Origin of the sequence: Pseudoalteromonas rubra (genome assembly GCF_001482385.1) — a bacterium.
Classification (GTDB): domain Bacteria; phylum Pseudomonadota; class Gammaproteobacteria; order Enterobacterales; family Alteromonadaceae; genus Pseudoalteromonas; species Pseudoalteromonas ardens.
This window is the reverse complement of the sequence record NZ_CP013611.1, coordinates 2712776-2735284: the sequence shown is the minus strand read 5'-3', so window position 1 is coordinate 2735284 and position 22509 is coordinate 2712776. Positions and strand designations below refer to the sequence as shown.

The 22509-nt window shown below is 51.8% G+C and carries 19 protein-coding genes; 9 read left to right on the top strand and 10 right to left on the bottom strand.

Annotated elements, in window-relative coordinates; all coding sequences use genetic code 11:
* The 4 genes from AT705_RS11950 (at position 1) to AT705_RS11935 (ending at position 6756) form a co-directional block, all read left to right on the top strand.
* The gene (locus AT705_RS11950; protein ID WP_058796764.1) at positions 1-3147 is read left to right on the top strand and encodes a lantibiotic dehydratase; all 3147 of its coding nucleotides are present in this window, start codon (positions 1-3) and stop codon (positions 3145-3147) included.
* A gap of 107 nt (positions 3148-3254) precedes the next feature.
* Positions 3255-3797, top strand: coding sequence for a hypothetical protein (locus AT705_RS11945; RefSeq protein WP_157576768.1), 543 nt, complete (start codon positions 3255-3257; stop codon positions 3795-3797).
* A 37-nt stretch (positions 3798-3834) separates the two neighbouring features.
* Positions 3835-4890, top strand: coding sequence for a helix-turn-helix domain-containing protein (locus AT705_RS11940; RefSeq protein ID WP_058796763.1), 1056 nt, complete (start codon positions 3835-3837; stop codon positions 4888-4890).
* A gap of 99 nt (positions 4891-4989) precedes the next feature.
* Entirely contained in the window at positions 4990-6756 is a 1767-nt protein-coding gene (locus AT705_RS11935; protein ID WP_058796762.1) for a hypothetical protein, read from the top strand.
* Here AT705_RS11935 and AT705_RS11930 read toward each other — a convergent pair.
* Complete coding sequence (locus tag AT705_RS11930; RefSeq protein WP_058796761.1) at positions 6690-7994, bottom strand: serine hydrolase domain-containing protein; 1305 nt, start codon at positions 7992-7994, stop codon at positions 6690-6692. The genes AT705_RS11935 and AT705_RS11930 overlap by 67 nt on opposite strands.
* A 287-nt stretch (positions 7995-8281) precedes the next feature.
* Here AT705_RS11930 and AT705_RS11925 point away from each other — a divergent pair, with 287 nt between their 5' ends.
* The gene (locus tag AT705_RS11925) at positions 8282-9010 is read left to right on the top strand and encodes a helix-turn-helix domain-containing protein (RefSeq protein WP_058796760.1); all 729 of its coding nucleotides are present in this window, start codon (positions 8282-8284) and stop codon (positions 9008-9010) included.
* A 73-nt stretch (positions 9011-9083) separates the two neighbouring features.
* Positions 9084-9614 carry an RNA 2',3'-cyclic phosphodiesterase gene (thpR, locus tag AT705_RS11920; protein WP_058796759.1) on the top strand — a complete coding sequence of 177 codons (531 nt, stop codon included), beginning with the start codon at positions 9084-9086 and terminating at the stop codon, positions 9612-9614.
* Here thpR and AT705_RS11915 read toward each other — a convergent pair.
* The 4 genes from AT705_RS11915 to AT705_RS11900 are packed head-to-tail and all read right to left on the bottom strand — an operon-like array spanning position 9580 to position 13364.
* Complete coding sequence (locus tag AT705_RS11915) at positions 9580-10632, bottom strand: AraC family transcriptional regulator (RefSeq protein ID WP_058796758.1); 1053 nt, start codon at positions 10630-10632, stop codon at positions 9580-9582. The two genes, thpR and AT705_RS11915, sit on opposite strands and share 35 nt — an antisense overlap.
* Positions 10620-11276, bottom strand: coding sequence for a glycoside hydrolase family protein (locus AT705_RS11910; protein WP_157576766.1), 657 nt, complete (start codon positions 11274-11276; stop codon positions 10620-10622). The genes AT705_RS11915 and AT705_RS11910 overlap by 13 nt, the downstream gene beginning before the upstream one ends.
* 5 nt (positions 11277-11281) lie before the next feature.
* Positions 11282-12073 (bottom strand): hypothetical protein, encoded by a 792-nt coding sequence (locus AT705_RS11905; protein WP_058796756.1) that lies wholly within the window; start codon positions 12071-12073, stop codon positions 11282-11284.
* A gap of 25 nt (positions 12074-12098) precedes the next feature.
* Complete coding sequence (locus AT705_RS11900; protein ID WP_058797984.1) at positions 12099-13364, bottom strand: LysM peptidoglycan-binding domain-containing protein; 1266 nt, start codon at positions 13362-13364, stop codon at positions 12099-12101.
* Positions 13365-13538: 174 nt separating this feature from the next.
* On the opposite strand from AT705_RS11900, the gene AT705_RS11895 reads away from it, so the two are divergent.
* The gene (locus tag AT705_RS11895; protein ID WP_058796755.1) at positions 13539-13844 is read left to right on the top strand and encodes a DUF6482 family protein; all 306 of its coding nucleotides are present in this window, start codon (positions 13539-13541) and stop codon (positions 13842-13844) included.
* Positions 13845-13877: 33 nt separating this feature from the next.
* On the opposite strand, the gene AT705_RS11890 is transcribed toward AT705_RS11895, so the two are convergent.
* From AT705_RS11890 to AT705_RS11870, 5 genes are all read right to left on the bottom strand, one after another.
* Positions 13878-14351, bottom strand: coding sequence for an aminoacyl-tRNA deacylase (locus AT705_RS11890; RefSeq protein ID WP_058796754.1), 474 nt, complete (start codon positions 14349-14351; stop codon positions 13878-13880).
* 74 nt (positions 14352-14425) lie between these two features.
* Positions 14426-15331, bottom strand: coding sequence for a pepsin/retropepsin-like aspartic protease family protein (locus AT705_RS11885; RefSeq protein ID WP_058796753.1), 906 nt, complete (start codon positions 15329-15331; stop codon positions 14426-14428).
* An 84-nt stretch (positions 15332-15415) separates the two neighbouring features.
* Positions 15416-17383 (bottom strand): TonB-dependent receptor, encoded by a 1968-nt coding sequence (locus tag AT705_RS11880; RefSeq protein ID WP_058796752.1) that lies wholly within the window; start codon positions 17381-17383, stop codon positions 15416-15418.
* Positions 17384-17586: 203 nt separating this feature from the next.
* Positions 17587-18501, bottom strand: a complete 915-nt coding sequence (locus AT705_RS11875) for an IS5 family transposase (protein WP_058795072.1) — start codon at positions 18499-18501, stop codon at positions 17587-17589.
* Between the two features lie 61 nt (positions 18502-18562).
* Positions 18563-19327 (bottom strand): LytTR family DNA-binding domain-containing protein, encoded by a 765-nt coding sequence (locus tag AT705_RS11870; protein ID WP_058796751.1) that lies wholly within the window; start codon positions 19325-19327, stop codon positions 18563-18565.
* A 337-nt stretch (positions 19328-19664) separates the two neighbouring features.
* On the opposite strand from AT705_RS11870, the gene AT705_RS11865 reads away from it, so the two are divergent.
* Positions 19665-20435, top strand: coding sequence for a DeoR/GlpR family DNA-binding transcription regulator (locus tag AT705_RS11865; RefSeq protein WP_010384921.1), 771 nt, complete (start codon positions 19665-19667; stop codon positions 20433-20435).
* 31 nt (positions 20436-20466) lie between these two features.
* Complete coding sequence (gene glmS, locus AT705_RS11860) at positions 20467-22287, top strand: glutamine--fructose-6-phosphate transaminase (isomerizing) (protein WP_058796750.1); 1821 nt, start codon at positions 20467-20469, stop codon at positions 22285-22287.
* Positions 22288-22509 lie beyond the last annotated feature (222 nt).

Here is a 22509-nt window from a genome sequence, read left to right as displayed (position 1 = left end):
ATGTCTAAACAACTAAAAAATGATAATTTTTTTGTAATTCGTACGCCTCGGCTGGGACTGGAGCAACTGGCACAGTTCGGGCAGGACGATGCCGACACCAATGTGTTGTTGGCTGCCTGGTTGGCCACGCCAGGGGTCGAAGAAGCCATTTATCTGGCCAGTCCCTCTTTGCTTGAGCGGATTGATCAGTGGCGTACCAAACCTGACTCTAAGCAGGGGAAAAAGGTGGCGCATGCGTTGATAAAATACATGGTCCGCATGTGTTCCCGACCTACCCCATTCGGTCTGTTTTCCGGGATCCATCAGGGCAGCATCGCGCCACAGACAGCGCTGAATGTTGCCGAGTTAACGCAGGATAGCCGTAAAACCCGACTCGATATGTTCTATCTCAATGCGCTGAAAGATCATTTTATCAAGCATGCCTCACGCTCAGATACGCTGACGTATAAGCCAAATTCTTCTCACTACTTTATTGCTGATCAGTGTCGCTACATAGAAACTTACCTGTCTGAAGAGACCATGCAGTATCGTCTGAGCGCGGTTGAAAGTGACGAGTACTTCCGTTTTGTGCTGGATGCTGCACGCGATGGTAAAAGTTTCAATGCCCTGGTGGCACAGTTTTGTGCCGAGTATGATGAGGCCGACCAGGAAGAAGTCGAAGCCTACGTTCAGGACCTGATTGATGAGGGGGTGTTACTGGCGGATATTCCCTTGCCGCTGACCGGAGAATCACCGGATCGCGCCTTATTAAAATCCATCACCGAAATTAAAGAGCTCGACACGGCAGATAAGCTGGCTACGGCACTGGCGCAGATTGATGTACTGGATGCACAAAAAACCGGGGACATTGCCCCCTATAAACAACTGCTGGCTCACCTGCAAACCCTGCCGGTGAAGGTGCAGGAAAATAAGCTCTTCCAGAGTGATATTTATCGTGATTTTAATGACTGCCAGTTAGCTGAGCAGGACGTCTTACGTCTGCAAAAACAACTGGAGCTGATTGCGGGTTTGAGTGTCTCTGAGCAGGGTAACTCGCTGAGTCAGTTTATGACGAAGTTTAATGCCCGCTTTGAAGGTCAGTTTGTCCCGCTAGATAAAATCCTCGACGATGAGTCCGGGATAGGTATCTCCACCGAAACCGGTTATGAGGCGCCTCTGGTAGCGGGGTTGAATCTGGCCCGTGGTGGCTCTGCTCAGCAGACGATGCCGGAAGTCAGCGTGCTGGATGGTATTGTTGAAGATGCCCTGAGCCAGCCTCAAAATCGCGGTAAAGACTGTGTGGTATTACGTGGCAAAGAGCTGAAGCAAAAAATCACCAATAAAGATGCCGTTACTAAGTTCCCATATTCATTCGCTATCATGGTAAGCCTGTATCAGGATGAGCGTGGTAACCCGGTTCACAAATTTAATGGCTGTTATGGTCCTTCCGCGGCCAATTTGCTGGGTCGTTTTTGTCATCTGGATGACGGCCTTAAAGACAATGTGGTGGCCCATCTGGCTGCCGAACAGGCGCACAGTGACGAGGTGATTTTTGCCGAAGTGGTGCACATGCCGGAAGGGCGCCCAGGTAATGTCATCGCGCGTCCTCACCTGCGCCAGTATGAAATTGTGTTCCTGGCTGACAGCGCCCTGGATGATGAGTATCAGATCCCATTAAGTGATCTGTATGTCTGGGTCGAAGGCCAGCGTGTGAAGCTCTGGAGTAAACGACTCAATAAACAAGTGGTGCCGCGTTTGTCGAGCGCCCATAACTACTCAGCTCGCAGCCTGAGCGCATACAAGTTCCTGTGTATGTTGCAACATCAGGATGGCAGGCCGCCACAGTTTAAGTTGCCAGCCAGTCTGGAGCGGGCGTCGTTTGTGCCACGTCTGATGCTGGACAACCTGATCCTGAGCGAAAAAACCTGGCGGATCGACAGAACTGAACTGGAAGCCATCAGCAAAAAAGGTCAGTTTGATCGTGCTAAGCTGGACGCTTTACTGGCAACCTATCAGCTCGATCCGCAGGTCAGCTTTGCGATGTCTGACAATGTGTTACAGCTGGACTTACGTAACCCGGATATGTTTGCGATTTTACTGGCCGAGACAAAAGGCCATAGTCGGGTTGAACTTAAAGAAGTGATCAGCCAGCATTTTCCATCCAGAGTGGTCGATGCACAAGGCAATCATTACAGTAATGAAGTCATTATTCCTTTTACTAATGAGCATGCGCCATCGCATCGCCACTTCAGTGACGATCCAATGGGCAACATCACCGCTGCCCCATTGAAGCGCCGCTTTAGTGCGGGATCCGAGTGGTTAAGCCTGAAGATATACTCGGGTAATTCACTGGTTGAACAATTGCTGACGGAAGAATTGTTACCCATGATAGAGCAAAGTGGTGACCTGTACGATAAGTGGTTCTTTATCCGCTATGGCGATCCGGACTGGCATCTGCGCTTGCGTTTTCATGGTGATCCCGGGCTGTTATGCGGCCAGTTGCTGCCTAAACTGAATGCCCTGCTGGATCCCAAAGTGGAGAGCGGCGAGCTACACAAAGTCGAACTCATGACTTACGAGCGTGAAGTAGAGCGTTACGGCGGGCCTGAATCTATGGCTTTGGTAGAGTCATTGTTTATGTACGACAGTGCGCTGATCGCCAAAACCTGTGCCTTGATTGACGAGTACGGCGAGGATGTACGCTGGCGTATGGCGCTGGCACACACCCATAAACTGCTGGATTTGTTTGAATATGATGAAGCGGGTCGCTTTGCGCTGATCAGCCAGCTACGCGATGGCTTTGGCAGAGAGTTTAATGAAACCAGTGTACTGCGTAAGCAGCTGGGGAATCGATATCGAGATTATGAAGCACAACTGGATAAAGATTTTTCGGTACTGACTCAGCAACCACAGGCACAAGCGGATGAAGTACAACAGGCGTTGTTTGCTATCCTGTCGCAATGGGCACTGGCAGCAGAGCCGGTGGTGGCGGTGCTTAATCGTATGATCGATGAAGGTAAGCTCAATTGCAGCAAAGATACTTTACTCGGCTCGCTGCTGCATATGCATAATAACCGGATGTTCAAGGCCTATGGTCGTGAGCAGGAGCTGGTGATCCACGATATGCTGCGTCGCAAGTATTTTTCGGCCGATAAAAAAGCCGATTAAGCAACTAAGAGACAAAGGCGCACCCTGAAGGCTACTTCAGGGGCGCTTTTTGTGTTTTCAGAGTCCATTGGCTACTTTTTAGTAAAATCACAACACAGGATGGCCTCATGATACGTATCATCAAGTACTGGATCTGCACCCTGGCGCTGGGCGTGTGCAGCCTATCCGGGCTGGCAGCAGACAACTTCCCCAGACCGCTCGCTCAGGAGCTGGCGGTCTTTCAGCCTTACCTTGGGACCTGGCAGGCTGATTTCGCGGTTCCTGCAGGCCAGCCGCCGATGCGCGATATCAGTCGCTGGGAGCGTGCGCTGAATGGCACGGCTGTGCGTACTTTGCATTCTATTAATGAGGGTATGTATGGCGGAGAATCTCTGATTTTCTGGGATAAGAGTAAAAACGCCCTGGTTTTTTATTATTTCACCACTGCGGGGTTCTACACCCAGGGGACGATAGAGGTGCTCAGTTCTAACGAGTTCGCGGCCGTTGAGGATGTGACCGGCAGCAAAGACGGCATTACCCAGGTAAAATCCATCAGCCGGTTTAAAGAGGGGCGCTTTACGGTATCCACCCAGTATCTTAAGCAGGGCACCTGGACTGAGCCAGAGCTGCGCACCTATGTGCGCAGCAACGAGATGGTGCAGTTTAAATAACTGTGAAGTAAATCATAACAATAATAAAGAGTTAAACATGCTCACCCCGCTTAGTATTTCAGGGCTGACTTTGTTTCAGGTGATCTTTGCCTGGCAGATGTGCTTTGCCGCCATACTCGTGTGGCAAAATCCGAAAAGTCGGTGCCTGATGTTCTTTTTTGTATTTCAGGCCTTACTCTGTGTTGCTAACGTACTTGAAAGCACTGGTTATGCGTTGGCAGGGTACATCATTACCCCGGCTTTTACTGTGGCCATGGGTCCGGCCTGGTATCTCAGTGTCTGCAAACTGGTAGGCGCATCAGGAGGTGCCCTTAAATCTGGCCGTCATTTGCTGTTGCCTCTGGTGTCGCTGGGTCTGACCGATTATGTCCAGCCGCTCATTGCGCTGGGCAGTGTGATGCTATTGTGCTATCTGGTGGCGTCTTTACAGCTGCTGCGAGATTATCGCGATACGGTGTATCAGGTCCATGCTGATGCGCCTACTATGGGCCTGAACTGGCTGACCTGGTTGCTCGGCGGTTATGTCGTACTGAGTCTGACAGATTTTGTGCGCATGAATGTTCAGCCCATAACGCCCATGCCGTGGAAAGCCTACTGGTATTTTGCTCACGAGGTCGGCTTTTTTGGCATTCTGTCTTTGTTGCTGGTGGGGGTGATAAAGCAGCCACACTTTTTTAATCGTCTGGCACAATATCAGGCGCTGAGTCAGCCCGAAGAAGCGGATCAGGACAAACAGTTAGCTCTGTCGATATTTGAGGCGGTGGACGCACAGATAAGAGATCAGGCATTATTTTGTCAACCAAGACTGAGTATTCAGCATATTGCGGATCAGCTGTCACTGGGTGTAAAGCAGGTTTCGTGGGCGATTAATTCGGTCTCGAACAATAACTTTTCTAATTATATCAATGAAATAAGGCTTGAGCAGATTGAGAAACAGTTGGCCGATCCGGCGTACGCTGAGGTCTCGATACTCAGCATTGCAATGGACAATGGGTTTAATGCCAAGTCGACCTTCAATCAGGCCTTCAAAGCACGCACGGGGATGACGCCCAGCCGGTATCGTACGCATTGTCGTACATCGTCTTCGGTCTGATTAACCTGACATTTAATTTTTACCGTACAGAATCCGGATCCTGAACGAATAAAAGTAGTTTTTTCAATACATTGGTTCTCATGTTAGAAGGAGAAACAGATGTATAAAGCCATTTTTGGACTACTTGGACTCATCATTTTAAGTGGTCAGCAGTTACAGGCAACGCCATCGCGAGGCACGCCCGGGTATCATAACGATGCGTATCAAATCCCGGTTTTGCCCAATCAGTTGCGCGATCCGGTTGGCTATTACCATAACAAAGAGCTGCTGTTCACGCTGGTTGAGCAGGAAAACTGGCCTGCGGTCGTTAAACTGGCTTCCGCGCTGACCAGAGACTACCAAAACGATGGGGTCACCTGGTATTTGCTGAGCCTGGGCTATCGGCAGCAACAACGTTGGCAGGATGCCATTGCGCCACTAAAAAGGGCATTGCAGTTGGGCGTGCGGCTGCAACGTTTGCCGAAATGGCATGATAACCCCAATGATATGATGATGACCCTGGCGGAACTCTATGGTGCGCTCAAAGACAAGCGCAATGCCATGGTGTGGTTGGAGCGAGCGCTCCAGGCGCGCTGGGATGATAAACCCTCGCTGATGGGTCGTAGTGTGCTTAGCCGCACGCCGAATCCACATTTTGCCGCATTTGCACAAGACGCCGACTATCGCCGCTTAGTAGGGGCTGAGCCCGCCGCAGAATTGGACAGAGATGCGCGCTGGCGCCATGATCTACATTATCTGGCTGCGGAGATCCGACGTTTGCATGTGTCGGCCTTTCATCGCATGAGTGAGCAGGCCTTTGCGCACAAAGTGGCGCAAATTGATAAACGCATCCCCACTTTGCGCGATCAGCAAGTCGTATTTGAGCTGATGCAGCTGCTCGGTATGCTGGAAAATGGCCATAACTTTATCATCCCGGCATGGGGTAAGGCGGGTAATTATCAGCAGCTGCCTGTGCAGTTCTATCTGTTTGAAGAAGGGTTGTTTATTGTGGCGGCTGACCCAAACTATCAGCACCTCGTCGGCATGCAGGTTTTGACCATAGGCAACACACCGGCGTTACAGGCGTTGGCAAAAACGGGGGAGGTCAACCCGCGAGACAACAATATGCAGCAAGCCTGGCTGGGACCTTATTATTTGAGTCTTGCCCCGGTATTGCAGGGGCTGGGGATCATTGAACACACCAATGAAATTGCCGTGACAGTCCGTGGCCATGACCAGCAAGCACAGCAGCTGGCGCTGACCCCACGCACCATGCAGTTTAATGGTTTTCCTGAGCTGCCGCGTCAGCACCCGCAATCAGGTCCTTACTGGTCAAAATTATTGTCCGATCACAAGGCATTATACGTGAACTTTAATGCCGTGCATGAACGCCAGGATGTGTCGCTGGATGCCTTTAATCAGCAGCTGCGCGAGCGTTTACTGGCCGGGCAAGCCGAGCACTTTATTTTGGATCTGCGCGATAACAGCGGGGGGAATGGTTTTTTATTGCCCAGCACCATCGCCACGGCGGTGCTGTTTGAGGCACTCAAACCAAATGGCAAGTTGATGATCCTGACAGGGCGTAACACTTTTTCGGCTGGCCATGATCTGCTAATGGGGATCAGCAAGCTGACCAGCGCGGTTGTGGTCGGCGAACCTTCGGGCACCCGGCCTAACGCCATCGGCGAGGCAGGCTGGTTTACTTTGCCTTACAGTGGCCAAATTGGTGTGATCTCGTCGCAGTTTCATCAACAGAGTGCTGCAGAGGACAGTCGGATATGGGTGGCGCCGGACCTGCCAGTTGCTTTGACGGCCAAGGATTACTTTGCCGGTAAAGACGCAGTACTGGAGGCGGCGCTGAGCGGGTTGTCGGGCACATCACGCTGAGCCTGCGCTGTCAGTTGCACATAAGCATCCGCCAGTAACAGAGACGCCTGACCAAAGGTCCTGAATGGCTTGGTTTTACTGTTGATATTGACCGCTACGCTGAGCTGGTGCTCAGGCACCACAATCAACATACTTTGCGAGCCCCTTGATACACCACCGTGGTGATAGTAGGTAAATAAGGGGGTATCGTCAGGCTGGTACTCATGACGACGCCATCCCAGCGCATAGTTTTGCGGATTCACTTCGCCGTGATTAAGGCGCTGTGGCGTCCAGATCTGTGCACGTATGTCGGTGTGTAAATAGCTGGGGTCAAGATAACCACTGCCCAGTCGTACCAGATCGCCCGGTGTGCTTATCAAACCGCCCCCAGCCAGGCGATGACTGAGATTCACGGCGCGCCACGGAATATACTGCGTATCCTGTCCCCGGCGGTTAAAGTAAAAGGTGGCCAGCTTATCTGCGACTGACTCAGCCCCGCTGCGTGTCATGCCCAGCGGCTTGAATATATAGTGCTGCAATAAATCCAGGTAAGGGCGTTGCGCATGCTGCGCCAGGACTGCACTCAGCAGCACTGTGCCATAACTGGAGTAATAAAAGGCGTCGCCCGGCGCCGAGCGCAGCGGGCCTTCATCAAACAAGGCCACGGCATCCTGTACACGGTCAAATTGCTGGCTCAGGCTGAGTGAATGATAAAACCCCAGCAGGTCTTCGTTGCCTTTGTAATGGGGTAACCCGGCACTGTGCGATGCCAGATGGCGCGCCGTAATATCTCGCCAGGCCGGGTTCGGCAGCGGTGTCAGGCTGTCGCTTAGGGGAGTATCCAGCTGAAAGCCCTGAGTTTGCATGAGTTTTGCCATCAATGTGGCAGTCACCGCTTTGGAGGTACTGCCAATGCGAAACTGATGCTCTGGCGTCAGCGCCGTGTGTGTCGCAATATCGGCATAGCCCAAAGCGCCCTGCCAGACAATTTGCCCCTGATGGGCCACGGCTGCCGAGATCCCGGGTGCATTGCTTTTTGCCCGGACTGTGTTGAGTATGGCTTCGGCCCTGGTGGCGAATGTTGCATGCCCGGGCGCATGATCTGCCTGATAGGGCAGCGGACCAGCGGGCAGTGGTGTGGCCGAGGCCAGCACTGGCACCTTTTGCAGATTAAAAGCAAAAAACTGATAAACGGGCCAGCCGAAATAGAGCAGGACCGTTGTGATCACTAAAATCAGCACACTAATGAGGGATTTCATTTTCTTTCCTTAACGCGGTAAATTCATTTAACTATCTGATAAATATGCTTTTAAATCTTACTTAAAATGAAAAATGCTGGCCGAAAGTAAAAATGACAGGTGAATGCAGCGATAACGTGTGCAATGTCAGGCGACTTTTTCGACGGTTTTCGTCTATTTTCCCTGGCCGCTGTGTCGCCTGAGGCTGGTATGGTGCGGTATTCCTGCGTATGCTTGGATATTCATCTTGTTATTAATCCATGACTTACCAAGACTGGCCACAATTCTAACAACATAAGGACCTGGTCATGACACTCGGACAATACATCAAACAATTAAGACAACAACAGGCATTGAGTCAGCCTCAACTGGCAACACAAATGACAGTAGAGCAGAGCTATTTATCGAAACTGGAGAACGACCATTCTATACCGTCGAATGACGTGTTCAGAAAACTGCTGGCAGCACTGCAACTGGATCTGGACAGTTTTATGGCTGGGCTGATGGCGCACGGAGACAGGCAGCATCTCACGCAGATCCCGGATATTGAGGCCTGGTATCAGAATTTGGATAAACACCGGCTGGCGCGCAGACGCAGCTGGTTGATGATGGCGCTGATATGTATTTCACTGGGCTGTGCGCTGTTTTACAGCGGCTATCGGACGATTTTTCTGCCGGAGCATCAGTATGAGTACTTTTCTTATGGTGAATTGCGTGAGGGAGAGCCGCTGGACCTTTATACTCGCTGGTCGCGCTATGTCAGTGAAGCTGAAACGGCAAGCCGGGAGGACTTTGATGCATTACGACTGATGTACCAAAAACGTCGTGCACCTGAATTGTTTTTCAGTTTTGAGTATCGTGGCAGTGCCTTTGTGCAACCGCTCGACAATGGGCGTCGCTACTTTGAACTGAAGGCAGATCAGGGACGCAGTGTACCGCGTGCGGGCAATGACTGGATGCAGTTCATCGGGATGGTGTTGTTTGTCGCGGGCCTGCTTGGCTTGTTTATTGAGCGCCGTTATGCCCGGGCTCAGTAAATGGCCAGCGACACATGAGGTTGGGAAAACCCCGGTTTTGAACGATACTCAGGCTAACAACCGGGAGTAACCTATGACAAAACGCCTGTTTTTTGGCATTGAAGTCGATAAGCCCAGTCAGGCGCAGATTGCTGCTTGGCTGCGCACACAGGTGAGTGCCAGCAAAGCCCCGACTAAGCCGGAAAACTGGCATCTGACCCTGGCTTTTTTAGGTCAGGTTGAGACGCAGCATGACGCCGAGTTGGTGGCGTTTGCCCGTCAATTGCAGGTCCCTGAGTTTACCCTCACCTTTGCCCATATAGGCTATTGGTCGGGTAAGGGGATCTTCTATTTACACCCCGAGTCGGTGCCATCACAGCTGCGTGCGCTGGCTGAGCCGTTACGGGCTTTAGGCACCGAGCTGGGGCTGCATTGCGATCGCTTGCCTTTCTCGCCGCACATCACTTTGTTTCGAGGACATAAACCTGAGCCCAGAGTAGATGCGCCAATGACCCCGTTTACTCTGTCGGTCACTCAGTTTCATCTTTATCATTCGTATCGTTGTGATACTCAGGGGCTGATCTATCAGCCTATAGAGTCTTTTCGCTTATCTGCGGCTGATTAAGGGCTTGCTTGCGGTATTCCCCCGGGGTGAGCTGATAAACCTGCTTAAAGGCCCGATTAAACGGGCCAATCGAATTAAACCCTGCCTCAAAGGCGATACTCAGAATGGCTGTGCGAGCCTTTGCCACATCTCTCAGTTGTTCTGCGGCATACGCCAGACGATGCTGATTAACAAACTGTGAGAAGTTATTGAAGCCAAGCTGTTGATTGATCAGTACACGTAACTGGTGAGGAGGGATAGCCAGGTGCTCGGCAAGCGTCCCTATGGTCAGCTCTGGCTCACGATAGATGCCTTGTTCAAGTAAGGTGTTCAGCGCCTGATAGGTACTTTGCCATTTTACCGGGACAGGCTGGGTGTCAGCTTGTGCGCTTTCCTGGCGAGGCACACGTGATGCACGTGACAAACAGGTCATCAGCAGCAATAAACAAAACACCAGCACCGCATTCGCCAGCAGGAAGAGCGGGTCGCGCCGGATCAGGCTGGCGCTGAGCTCAAAGCCGACCAGCAACAAGCAGTGTAACAGGGCAAAGGTCGCTAAAATCAGCCTCAGGTGACGGCGGTGATTGACCAGATCATCATTAAAATTAGCCAGGCAGTAATACAAAGTGGCACACATCGCCAGCGCACTGAGCAGGTGCATCACCGTGTGCCAATGGGTATCGCTGCCGTAGAGCAGAAAGACGCTGCTATTGGCCAGCAGGGATCCGCCAAGCAGCCAGCGCCCACTGGGTTTGTTCAGCCAGTTCGGTACGCGTTGGTTGATCAGGTACCAGGCTGATGCGCAGAGCATCAGTGGCAATAGCTCGGTCCCTGCGAGAAACAGGTTACGAAGTGGGTTAAACCGCCACTCGGGCAGAGGTTGAGTGAGAAGCAAAAACAGGCTCAGGCAGAGCGCCAGTGCGGCGCTGAGGGAGCGCTCAGCCTGGTTCAATCTGGGCCAGTTAAACAGCATCAGGGCAAGTAGCAATCCGATGGCATTAAAACGAAAAAACAGATCGGCCAGCGTCACGAGCGGCACAGCTTGCTCCACAGCCGGCGGAACAGTCTGGCTATCAGGTTATCGTTGCTGGCAGCTTGTATAAACAACTGCCGGGTGGCCTGGTTACGCGCTTTACTCACGTGTTTACGTGCGCATTCATCCGCAGCCTGTCGCCAGTCTTCTTGTTTCAAGGTGGCTAAGAGTTTGGGCCAGCGGCTGCTGAGGTTGGGTGTGCCCAGATTATATGCCAGGTCCAGTAAAGCAAGCCGAACACTGTCCGGGAGTTGCTGGTAGGAGCGGGTATAGCCATTTTGGGGGCTGAACAGGCGTGTCAGTTCTTGCTCAAAAGTACTGAGCTGTTGCTCAAGCAGGCGCATACTCTCACTGTGCGGCAGGTGCAAGGTACAATGTTGCGCATACCAGCGGGCTGTTTTCCCGGCGGGCAGGCGCTTTAATGTATCGTACTCCTGCTGTTTTTGCGCCCTGCTGGCGGGCTTGTTGGTGCGTTTGTCCCGTAAGCTAAGCCGGGTAAAGGCATCCTGGCTGACGACATGAAAGCCTGCACCTATGGTGGGGTTGCCCCGGGTATCTAAATATAAGTGGTCGATCACGCCTTCAAAGTGGCAAATGTGCTTTACGGCAGGTGACGACGTGCGATGTTTAGATAAAAGACGTTTTAGCAAACCCGTTAATGCTCCGTTGTGGATGAATTATCCCGTTGTGCGAGTGTCAGCTTGCCTGCGGTGCAATCGGAAACCGGGGATACATGTGAGTTGACAGTAGAAATATAGCATTGATCCAGCAGTGAGCAATAACAGGTATAGACCTCTACTTGTTCAGACATATCGTCTATTTCATCCCATAAGTGGTTGTTAAAGTTGCTTTTTTGCATGGTAAACAAAGGCAGTGAAGCACCATCCGCAAGCAGCGAGTGTTCGGCTCGGCTGGTAATGTACCAGCCAAATTTGGCCAGTACGTTGACTTCACTGTCGTCCTGCTGCGCGCTGTCGAGTGCGTCACGATACGCACTGATATTACAACAGGCATCAAACAGGGCGATGATCGAGTCATAGGCCTGACCCTGGTAATGGTATTGCACCCATTTTATCAGGGCCGGGCCGGTGCCTGAGTTGAGGATACCTATGGTGATCCTGGGTCGCTCGGACTCAAGATCAAAGTTGCTGTAGTTGAATTGCAGCCAGGGCCAGGTTTCGGCTTCCAGTTGCCGCTCTGCCGCGGCTACCTGCTCCTGTGCGGCTTTCGCTTGCATATAGGTGGCATAGAAAGAGGCGGCTGAGATCAACATGGCGCACAAGGCCAGCACTGTATTCATTTTGGAGCGAGACAGTCGCAGTTGCTTGCCCTGAAAAAATCGCTTGGGTGTATCGTGATGCGTCTCGTCCTGCTGGTCAGGATCTGGCAATGTGGTCACGTTGTGGTCGTCATTCTGGGTTGCTGATGCGGTTTCCTGTTGTGTCATGCGACATGTCCTTTTCACAGTTTAATTAGGGCGCGGAGAGGTGAATGGCCAGTGTTTCTCCCAGTTGCAGGCGGTTATTGTCACGCTGGTTCCAGCGCTTCAGGTCCTTGACCGTTACGCCAAACTGCTTTGCAATGCGCCACAAACTGTCACCGCGCTTAACCACGTAGTCTAGTTTTTCTTCGCGTGATGGCAACAGTAACGTCTGACCAATGCGGATCATATCGCTATTGAGCTGATTAAACTGGCGCAGCTCACTGACAGACACATTATGTTGCGCGGCGATCCGGCTCAGACTGTCGCCCCGGCGTACCACTACTTGCTGCCAGCGCGAATCTGGCAGTGCCTGAAACGCATTGGCGGCCAGTTGCCACTCTTTCGCCCGAGCCGTGGGCACCAGCACATGCCCCGGTCCGTTAAGCAGCACCGGAAAGCGTCGAAAGCCGGGGTTGAGAACTTCTAACTCTGCCCAGTCATGTTGGTCAGGCAAGATCACGGCTTTGTCCAGAGCCAGTTGGGTAAAGGCGGGTTGATTGTCTATGGCCGGAAAGTGCATGCGCTGTTGTTTCAGCAAGGCGGCCGCCGCCAGTAGTTTAGGCACATAGTGTCGGGTTTGCTTTGGCAGGCTCAGGGAGAAAAAGTCCGTGGATTTACCTGCTTTGCGATTGCGGGCGATGGCGGTGGCCACCCGTCCTTCACCGGTATTGTAGGCCGCAATGGCATGATACCAGTCGCCGTCAAAGCGTTTGTGCAGGTACACCAGAAAATCGAGAGCCGCCTGAGTCGACTGGAGCAGATCTTGTCGCCCGTCAAACCAGGGGTTAATGGTTACGCCATAGTGTTTTGCAATCAAAGGTGTCAATTGCCATAGCCCGGAGGCATGTTTTTCTGAGTAGGCCTGGGCGTTAAAGTCGCTCTCTATTAGTGGCATCAGGGCCAGTTCAATGGGCAGGCCGCGACGCTCAACTTCATTCACCAGATAATACAAGTACGGCCGGGCGCGATCACTGATGGTATGCATATACTTGGGGTGTTGCAGATACCAGTTAACGCGCTTCAGCACTCTGGGGTGAGTTGAGCTGGCAAAGCTGAGTTGCATGCGAATACGCTGCCAGACGTCATCACTGGTATGGGGCGTTGGCAGTGCAGGCAAAGGTCGATCCGGTTCAAAATGGGCGACGGGCGTGCTGTGACCAGTCAGGTGTTCTTCCGGGGCGAGCTCTGAGCGGGTAGATTGGCAACCGCTGAGTAAGTTCAGGGTTAACAGTAGGAGAACAATTCTGACTGGCATGGGCGATTCGGCGTTATTATTGTTTGTTTTGATTGTATATAAGTTGGGAATTTTTGCCACTCTTGTTGGACCAGGCTGATCGCTCTGCCTGAACTGTACGTAAATTGAGCTAAACTTACCTTTGTGATCAGGGCTCAGCCCTGCATCTTAATTCCGTACCGTCAGGGGGCCTTTATGTTACGTTCCGAACTAAAAAGTGAGCTTGATCAGAACCATATGGATGCTGTGATCCTCAGCTATGCCGACTCTAACCATTATCTCGCCGGTGGACTGGATGCGCTGGGAAATTATCATTTACTGACTGATCGTCAGGGCAAGACCATGACCTACAATTCCCTGCGCGAAGCTGAGCTGGTGCTGGCGGAATTGGGTGCCACGCAGGCAACGTTTGATATGGAAACAGCCTACGATGAAATGATCGGCAATGTCAGCGACGGCCATTGCCGATTTGTGATGCCTTTGAACAAAGGAACGCTTTAGCAGCGCGCCTGCATTGCAAAGCGCAGGCTTACGTTAATGCATCGTCTCGTGGCTAAAACGCAGATGTTTGGCGTTTTCCATCAGCTGGCGAAAATCGGCCTGCGCAAGCTTTAACAGGTGACGATGGTCGCCTGATTCTATGTATACATGGGGCTGATTCAGCAGTAGATCGTCGTACACTGTATCCAGGTGATAGGCGTCGGCAATGGGGGGAATTGCCCCCGGGCTGCAGTCCGAAAACAACCGATATACCTGGCGTTCTTTCATCAGGTGAAAGCGCCGTTTCAGGGCGTCACTGAGGCTGCTCAGGCTGATTTTGTAATTGGCCGGCAGCACGGCCATCAGACGTTTGCTTTCGTGGTCTTCCAGCATCACCGCTTTTGCCAGTTGGGGCAACGGGATTTGGCTGAGATAGGCCGAAGCAAATGACGACTGACTTTCGACGTGTTCGATGACGCGATAAGGGATGAGGTGTGTGTCTAAGTAGGCACTGATACGATGAGTCATGGGACCTCCTCGTGTTTACTTACTGTGGTCATTAAGTATAGACGAGCAGGCCCGGTTAAGCAGAAAATATCCGCTCAGAGCTTTTCTGGTACGCTCAGGTGCATGTTGCCACGTGCATAATCCAGTGTAACCAGAAAATGCTTAAGTACATCATAGCCAAGTATGCCTTTGACTCTTTTGCCTTTGATCATGCTCGAAGTGTGTGCATATTGCTTAAGGGGAGAGAGCTTATGGCCTTTTTCCGGGTAAGCAAGTTGCACGTTTGACAATACAAAGGGACCGAATGTGAGCTCTTCCAGTTGGGTGGTTCGCAGCGCACTTTGCGCGTTGACACCCTGCGACACCATTTGGTGGTCTTCCGGCCCGATCAAGTCTAGCCCTTCGGCAAGGCGGCGACTAATCAACACGCCGCTGTTGCTGCCAGTATCGAGTAATAGCCAGACTTTTTTGCCAGCCATCTCAACCTGGACAATCGGCAGGCCAGAACCTTTGTGCGGCTGGGTCTTGATGTTTTCGTGCTCTGCCACGTTTATCACATCTCGGGTCACCATACGTATGCGGCTGTTGGGATAGTCAATCTGAACCACAAACTGGCTGAAAAACCCCGCGCCAATCAGCAGGCTGTTCTGCGGATTGCCCATGTTTACTGCTGCCAGCTGGTTCAGTTTGGTTTTGATCCCAAATATCTCCACGTCGGCATTGCCATATTGCTTTCTGCGTTCAGTATTATGCACTCCCTGGACCTGGACCTGGACATGGCCATGATGCGCCAGGTTCAGTTGGTGGAAGTCGATAAAATTCTGATTGATGGCGTTGCCCTGGGCACCGGTGTCCAGGATAGCCATGCTTTGTTTACCAGCCACCGTCACCGGGACTTTAATGTGGCCATTGTCCAGCTCAAATGAGATCCAGGGGGTGATGCTGGCCTGCGTGCATGCCGATACCAAAATAATGAACAAAAAACCGATGAGTCTTGTCATATAGGTGTTCTTCCTTGTATTTAACTATATTTATCAAGCTCATTATGGCTGAATTTTTCTGCAACAGCCAGTGGCCGACCCCGGCTAGAGGCGGCCACTGAGTGTCAGGCTGAATTGCGGCTGGATAGTTTCATCCAGCACTTCTTTACTTGCCAGTGGCTGGCTACGGTCGGGCGCGTAAAGTGCTCTGACATATTGATATTTGGCCTTATTCAGCGTGTTCATCTCGGCCCTGAGTGACAATCCCTGTCCAACCTGGGTCTGTACAAATGCACTGAGCTCAGTACTGGCGCGCTCTGTAAAGACTTCATCATGGAAGTATTCTTGCAAACGGGTAGGCAAAAACGCCTCAACGCCCCAGGATAAGCGGGTTTGATCGCGACGGAATCCGATGATTAACTCGTGCGGGGTCAGATCTGTAATGGGTCGCGTGCCACTCAATGGGTCTTTATAACGCGCATCGCGCCAGGTGTAGCTCAGTTCAATGCGGCTGGCACTGAGCAGACGGCTGGTATTAAAGCTCCACTCGCTGTCCAGGCCAAAGTAGCGGGCGCGCCCAGCGTTGGTGATGGCACCATTGCCATTGGCTTGCAGCTGATATTCGTGGATATCCTGTTGCCACTGATAAAGCGGGCTGAGCGTAAACTCAAACAGATCGGCCAGGGCATATTGCCAGGTGAGCATCAGCTCGGTGTACTGCATGGGTTTGAGCTGCTTGCTGCCATTTTGCGTACGTACAAAGCCACTGCTCTGGGAAGTCTGGAACAGTCCGAAGTCCAGCTGCTCAACCTGGTGCTGGGCGCTGAAAGTCAGTTGTGAGGCTTCACTGAGGTCGTAGCCCAGTTTAAGCTGAGGCTTTAACAGGCGATGTTTCACAGTCTGCTCAGCGTGAGTGCCGGATTTCAGGGTCGCCTGTTCCAGCGCGAGTTTGCCCGACACTTGCCATTGCGGTGCAATTTGCCAGCTGGCGGCCAGAAAAGGCTCAAACCGTGTTTCGGTAACCTTGCTGCTGAGCGGGTCGCCACCGTCCTGAGTGTCGGCGGTGACCGAGTTGTAGCTGCCTTCGATACCGATACTGGGCTGCAGCGCATGTGTCGGATTGCCATAAGCCAGCCTGAGTACCTGCTCGCGCGCATGCTCACGCTGCTCAAAGGTAGTTAATGCCGCCTCCTGATGCTGCCATTCTTGTATAGACAAGTCCGATTGCTCACGCCTGGCAAGGCCTGTGAGCTGAAGCTGCCACTCTGAGGCAGTCTCTCTCAGCCAGTCAAAACCCAGCTCGTATTCTTTCTCAGTTTCGTCGTCGGTCGTGCCATTCATGGGCTCAGGCACTGCCGGTGTCCAGCGATAGCGGGTCAGCCAGTCGGTGTGTTGTGCCGAGGCATTCAGTTGCAAGGTACCGTTTTCGAGCTGTTTGCGACTGATCAGAGCAAACTGAGCCCCCTGTTGCCGCTCAGCAAAGTGCTCTTGTTGCACCTCAGAGGCCTGCTGTTGTCGTGGATCGGAAAACAGCGCCAGTTCACCAGACGAATAGGCATGGTTATTCACCCATTTCACACTCACCGTGTGCTGCCACTGAGCAAGGCGGGTTTGCATACTCAGCATGGCTTCGCTCAGCTCATGGTAGCTGTGCTGCGACTGCAACTTGGCGCGCCAGTCAAGGGTGGCCCCCTGATCTTGGGTCGTAATGTTCACCACCTGAGTGTATTCACTGAGCTGGCTGAACGGATGTTGGCCGGTATAGAGTGCCAGGCTGGCTATCTGACTGATTGGCAGCTGGCGCAGCAGGGTTTCAATGGAATCGGATTTGGACAAGGGCACGGTGCCGTCGATCAACACATTGCTGCTGGCGCCGCTGAGGCCCCGCTCGTTGTTGCCTTCGCTCAGCACGAAAGTGGGCAGCTGGTTGAGCAGATCCAGAGCATGCTGGGCATTAAACTGGGCCAGCGCAGCCTGATCAAACACTTTGTCGGCCTGCTGCTGAGCATAAACCGGTGTGAACAGGGTGCACACCAGCAGCGAGGGCAGCAGAGCTGATTTTATTGGATTCATATAACGCTCCTTGAAAGTTTGACCTATTTTAAGGGATTCAAACCAAGAGAAACAAAAGCTTAGGGGCCAGTTGTGGCTGGCAGGGATGAATGGATGTGAGACGTTTGCTAATCCCGGCGGATGTGGGACGAATGGACAGGGGGCATTTCAGGCTTTTTGGGCCTTGTTGATCAAATCCAGATAACTTAGGTAACACCGAGATTTCAACTGCTTCCCTGATATTCAGGCATACCTAGCCTAGTCATTCTATTGAGTACTTTCACTTTGATCATCGCTTCAGTGTGTTGCTGATTGAATCCACGACTGACCAGCTTGTCACCCATTAGCTGTTTGTATCGGTACATTGCCGTTTCCGCCAGTGAACGTTGATGGTAGTTCACACATTTTTTCCACTCACTGCTGCCTATATGCTTTGTTAAAATGACCGCGCTGTTGCGAGCATGTCCATCCTCCCACAACTGTGCGTTACTCCTTGGTGGGATCACTGCTTCGGCCTTTTTAGCTGCTACTTCGGCATAACAGCCTCTGGTATCATAAGCACCATCTGCTTTAACTGAGCTGATCTTCCTGCGCAATGGTCTGAGTAGGTCACCCAAAACTTCTGAATCAGCTACAGACACTGTGGACAACTCAGCGCCTACGATTTGGTGTGTATCTGGATCAACTGCCAGGTGTAGCTTTCGCCATGTTCGGCGCTTGTTTGCACCATGTTTTCTTGCGTGCCACTCACCATTTCCGTACACCTTCAAACCAGTGCTATCAACCACAATATCAATGCCTCCGGATGCACTGGAGTGTGGCCTATAGCGAACTGCCAGCTCTGCACTACGCTTGCACAAACAGCTATAAGTTGGCGTATCCAAATCAAGCTTCATCATTGATATTAATGAGGAAACAAAACCCTGTGCAGCTCGAAGAGACAAGCGAAATACAGCCCGTAAAGTCAGGCAGGTCTCAATCGCCAGCTCTGAGAAATGATTAGCCCGGCCTTTACCGCCGTGATGTTGCGTGTTGTTCCACTGTTCAATCGCATCCTCGGAAAACCAAAGTTGGATGTTGCCTCTGGCGATAAGGGCTTTGTTGTATTCGCGCCAGTTGGTGATACGCTTTTCTTTCAAAGTTCAGCCTCTGTGTTTGCTTTCGAGATCTGATCACATAAGGCTAAATTAGTTCAATGATTTAGGAAACAACGCCGGCTTTTTGTGCAAACCGTGCTTTTACATCCTGCTTATAGCCTTTGCTTAGCGCAACCTGAGCGCCACTGCTGAGCTGAATAATGGCACTACCAGAAGGCTTGTTCTGGATCCTGTCTATGGCGTACAGGTTGACCACATGAGAGCGGTGGGTGCGAATAAACTGAGGCGGCAGCTGCGCCATCAGCTCTTTGAGTGTGCCACGTTTTAGGTATTGCTGTGTGCGCGTGTGGATCTCCATATAGTTACTGGCCGCCGTGACATGGGTAATGTCATTAAACGCGACCGGCGCTTTGTCTTTGCCCTGATCTGCCCACAGCACAGGATGTGCCTGGTTTTGCTCTGCAATGGTGCGAAATTGGGTGTGCCACAAAATGGTGAGGACAAACAGGACCAGCAGATGCGCCGGCGCAAAGTAATAGAGGGTATAGGCGATGGGGTCGTCCAGTGCCACCAAATCAAACAGGGCCTGTAACAGCATGGCCATGAAGTAGGCGCCCGCCATGATTTTTAAAAATAGCCGGGTGTTTACCCGGGGAGCGGGCTCAAGCTGCGCCAGCGCGCGAAAAACCAGCGGAGACAACAGGTACCAAAGCCCCCATTCCTGCACTGCCCACCACAGCGGGTTATTGAGGCGTTCGTCTTCTGGGACCGACCAGTCGTGCAGCAAGTCTATAAAGGTCAGAAAGCCAATCACCAGCGTCCAGCCGCACAGCGAAAGTAGCCATTCTTGTCTGATCCGAGCCGACACCACATTTTCCCCATATTTGATACACCCGCGTATTTTAGCATCCTGCTAACGGATGTGAAGTCAAACAAACCGGCTATCATTCAAGCTTAATAAAGTCACGGCTCGCTTTATTGACCACAACAGCTGTTATCCCGGCCAGCGAGCCTCTAACATCATCCCGGCCAAAGAGCCGGTAACCACTCACAGCCTGCGCAGTAGATAGGTTTCGTTATGCCCAATGCATACTCAATCCCATACTTTAAAACCATGATTAAAATTTAACTTGTTTCGATTCGTAAGTTTCGACTATAATCTCACAACATTCGAAACGAAACTTATAACTTAATAAAAAACCACGATGACCAAACGCAATACACAACAACGTAGACATACAATCCTTGCCATGGTGAATTCTCAGGGCGAAGTCAGCGTAGAGGCGTTAGCCAGTGAATTTGCCACATCAGAAGTTACGATTCGAAAGGACTTAACCGCTTTGGAAAAAAGCGGCCTGTTACTGCGTCGCTACGGTGGTGCGGTGGCGCTGCCACAAGAGATAGTCGCCAAAGGCGATGATGAGCGCGATACGCTACGTAAAGTGGCAATTGCCAGAGCGGCAGCTACATTGATTAAAGATCATCACCGCATCATCATCGACAGTGGCCGCACAACGGCGGCGATGATCCCGGAGCTGGCGCAAAAGCGCGGGCTGGTGGTGATGACCAATGCCATTAATATTGCTAACCGCTTGTTGGCACTGGAAAACGAGCCAACCTTATTGATGACCGGTGGCACCTGGGACCCGCATTCGGAGTCTTTTCAGGGGCAGGTTGCCGAGCAGGTTTTGCGCTCTTACGATTTTGATACCCTGTTCATCGGTGCCGACGGCATTGATGTGGCAAGGGGGACCACCACGTTCAACGAGCTGGTGGGACTCAGCCAGGTCATGGCCGAAGCGGCCCGTGACGTGGTTGTGCTGGTCGAATCTGAAAAGATCGGCCGTAGAATACCGAATTTAGAATTGCCCTGGGATCAGGTCACGACCTTGATCACCGACAACAACCTGGCCGCCGACTTGCGCCAGGCGATCGAGGCCCGTGGCGTGCAGTTGATCTGTGCAGAGGTAGAGTGACAACACACAAAGTGCAAATAATGGAGAATTTATGTGTGGAATAGTTGGTGCGGTAGCAGAACGTCCTGTTAACCGTATTTTGATCGAAGGTCTAAAGCGCCTTGAATACCGTGGATACGATTCAGCGGGTGTAGCATTAAGCAATGCAGGCAGCCTGAATACGGTCAAGGCAGTGGGTAAAGTGGCAAACCTGGAAGCGGCTTTAGCCGAAGCTGGCGTTAGCGGTCATACAGGTATTGCGCACACACGTTGGGCAACACATGGTGGTGTAACCGAAGTAAATGCTCACCCACACATCTCAAGTGAAGAGATCGCACTGGTACACAACGGCATCATCGAAAATCACGAGTCGCTACGTACAGTATTAAAAGACGACGGCTATACGTTTGTGTCTGACACAGATACCGAAGTTATGGTCCACCTGATCCACCAACTGCGTCAGCAACATGACTCGCTGCTGGACTCTGTAAAAGCGGCAGTGAAGCAGCTGGAAGGTGCCTATGGTACAGTGGTATTCGACAAAGCCAATGATAACGAAATCATCGTTGCCCGTTCAGGCAGCCCGCTGGTGATCGGCCTGGGTCTGGGTGAAAATTTCATCGCTTCTGATCAGCTGGCCCTGCTTGCGGTAACACGCAACTTTATCTTCTTAGAAGAAGGCGATGTGGCGCGCATCACCCGCGAAACAGTGGAAATTTACGACATCAACGGCGAACCGGTTGAGCGCGAAGTGGTTGAATCCAACATTTCTCAGGACGTGTCGGGCAAAGGCGAATACCGCCACTACATGCTCAAAGAAATCTACGAGCAGCCAATGGCCGTGCGTAACACGCTGGAAGGTCGTTTAGACGGCGACAAAGTCTCAGTAGATGCGTTTGGCGACCAGGCAAACCAGATCTTCAAAGACGTTAAGCACGTTCAGATCATTGCCTGTGGTACCTCTTACCACTCAGGCATGGTGGCGCGTTACTGGCTTGAGCAATACGCAGGCGTAAGCTGTAATGTCGAGATTGCCTCTGAATTCCGCTATCGTGAGTCGTTCGTACACGAAAACAGCCTACTTGTGACCATTTCTCAGTCTGGTGAAACTGCTGATACATTGGCGGCACTGCGCCTGGCGAAAGAGCAGGGCTACATGGCCTCAATGACCATTTGTAACGTGCCTGGCTCGTCACTGGTACGCGAATCCGATCTGGCCTTTATGACCAAAGCCGGTGCCGAGATTGGTGTTGCGTCAACGAAAGCATTCACAACGCAATTAGTGGGCTTATTGATGCTAACTGCGTCAATCGCACAGGAAAAAGGCCGTGACCAGAGCGTGATCGTGAACGCCATCAAGACGCTGCCAAACAAGCTGGAAGAGTCACTGAACATGGCCGAAGGCATCGAAGCGCTGGCAGAAGAATTCGCCGACAAGCACCATTCATTGTTCCTGGGTCGTGGTTCACAGTACCCAATCGCAATGGAAGGCGCACTTAAGCTCAAAGAAATCTCGTACATTCACGCCGAAGCTTACGCCGCAGGCGAGCTAAAGCACGGCCCACTGGCCCTGATCGACGCCGACATGCCAATCATCGTCGTCGCGCCAAACAACGAGCTGCTTGAAAAGCTGAAGTCAAACGTCGAAGAAGTTCGCGCCCGCGGTGGCATCATCTACGTCTTCGCAGACAAAGACTCCAACTTCGCATCAGACGACACTATGCGTGTAATGAACGTGAACCACGTAGAAGACATCATCGCACCAGTTGTCTATACAATCCCGCTACAGCTACTGTCGTACTACGTTGCCGTGATCAAAGGCACCGACGTCGACCAGCCACGTAACCTGGCTAAGTCAGTTACGGTAGAGTAAGTTGGGTTAGATTGATTGAACTAAATGTGGGTGAACAATAAAGTTTCACCCCATACAATAAAGTATCATCCCGAACAATAAAGTTTCATACAGTTAAATTAGGCGTTTTTGAGCGCCAAAACTCATCTTGAGGATAAAGACGCTTCTACATTTTAATTTTATTTTTTTATGCCTGTTTATACGGTTAGGCTCCGCTTCGCGGACTTTTTATAGAGGTCCGTA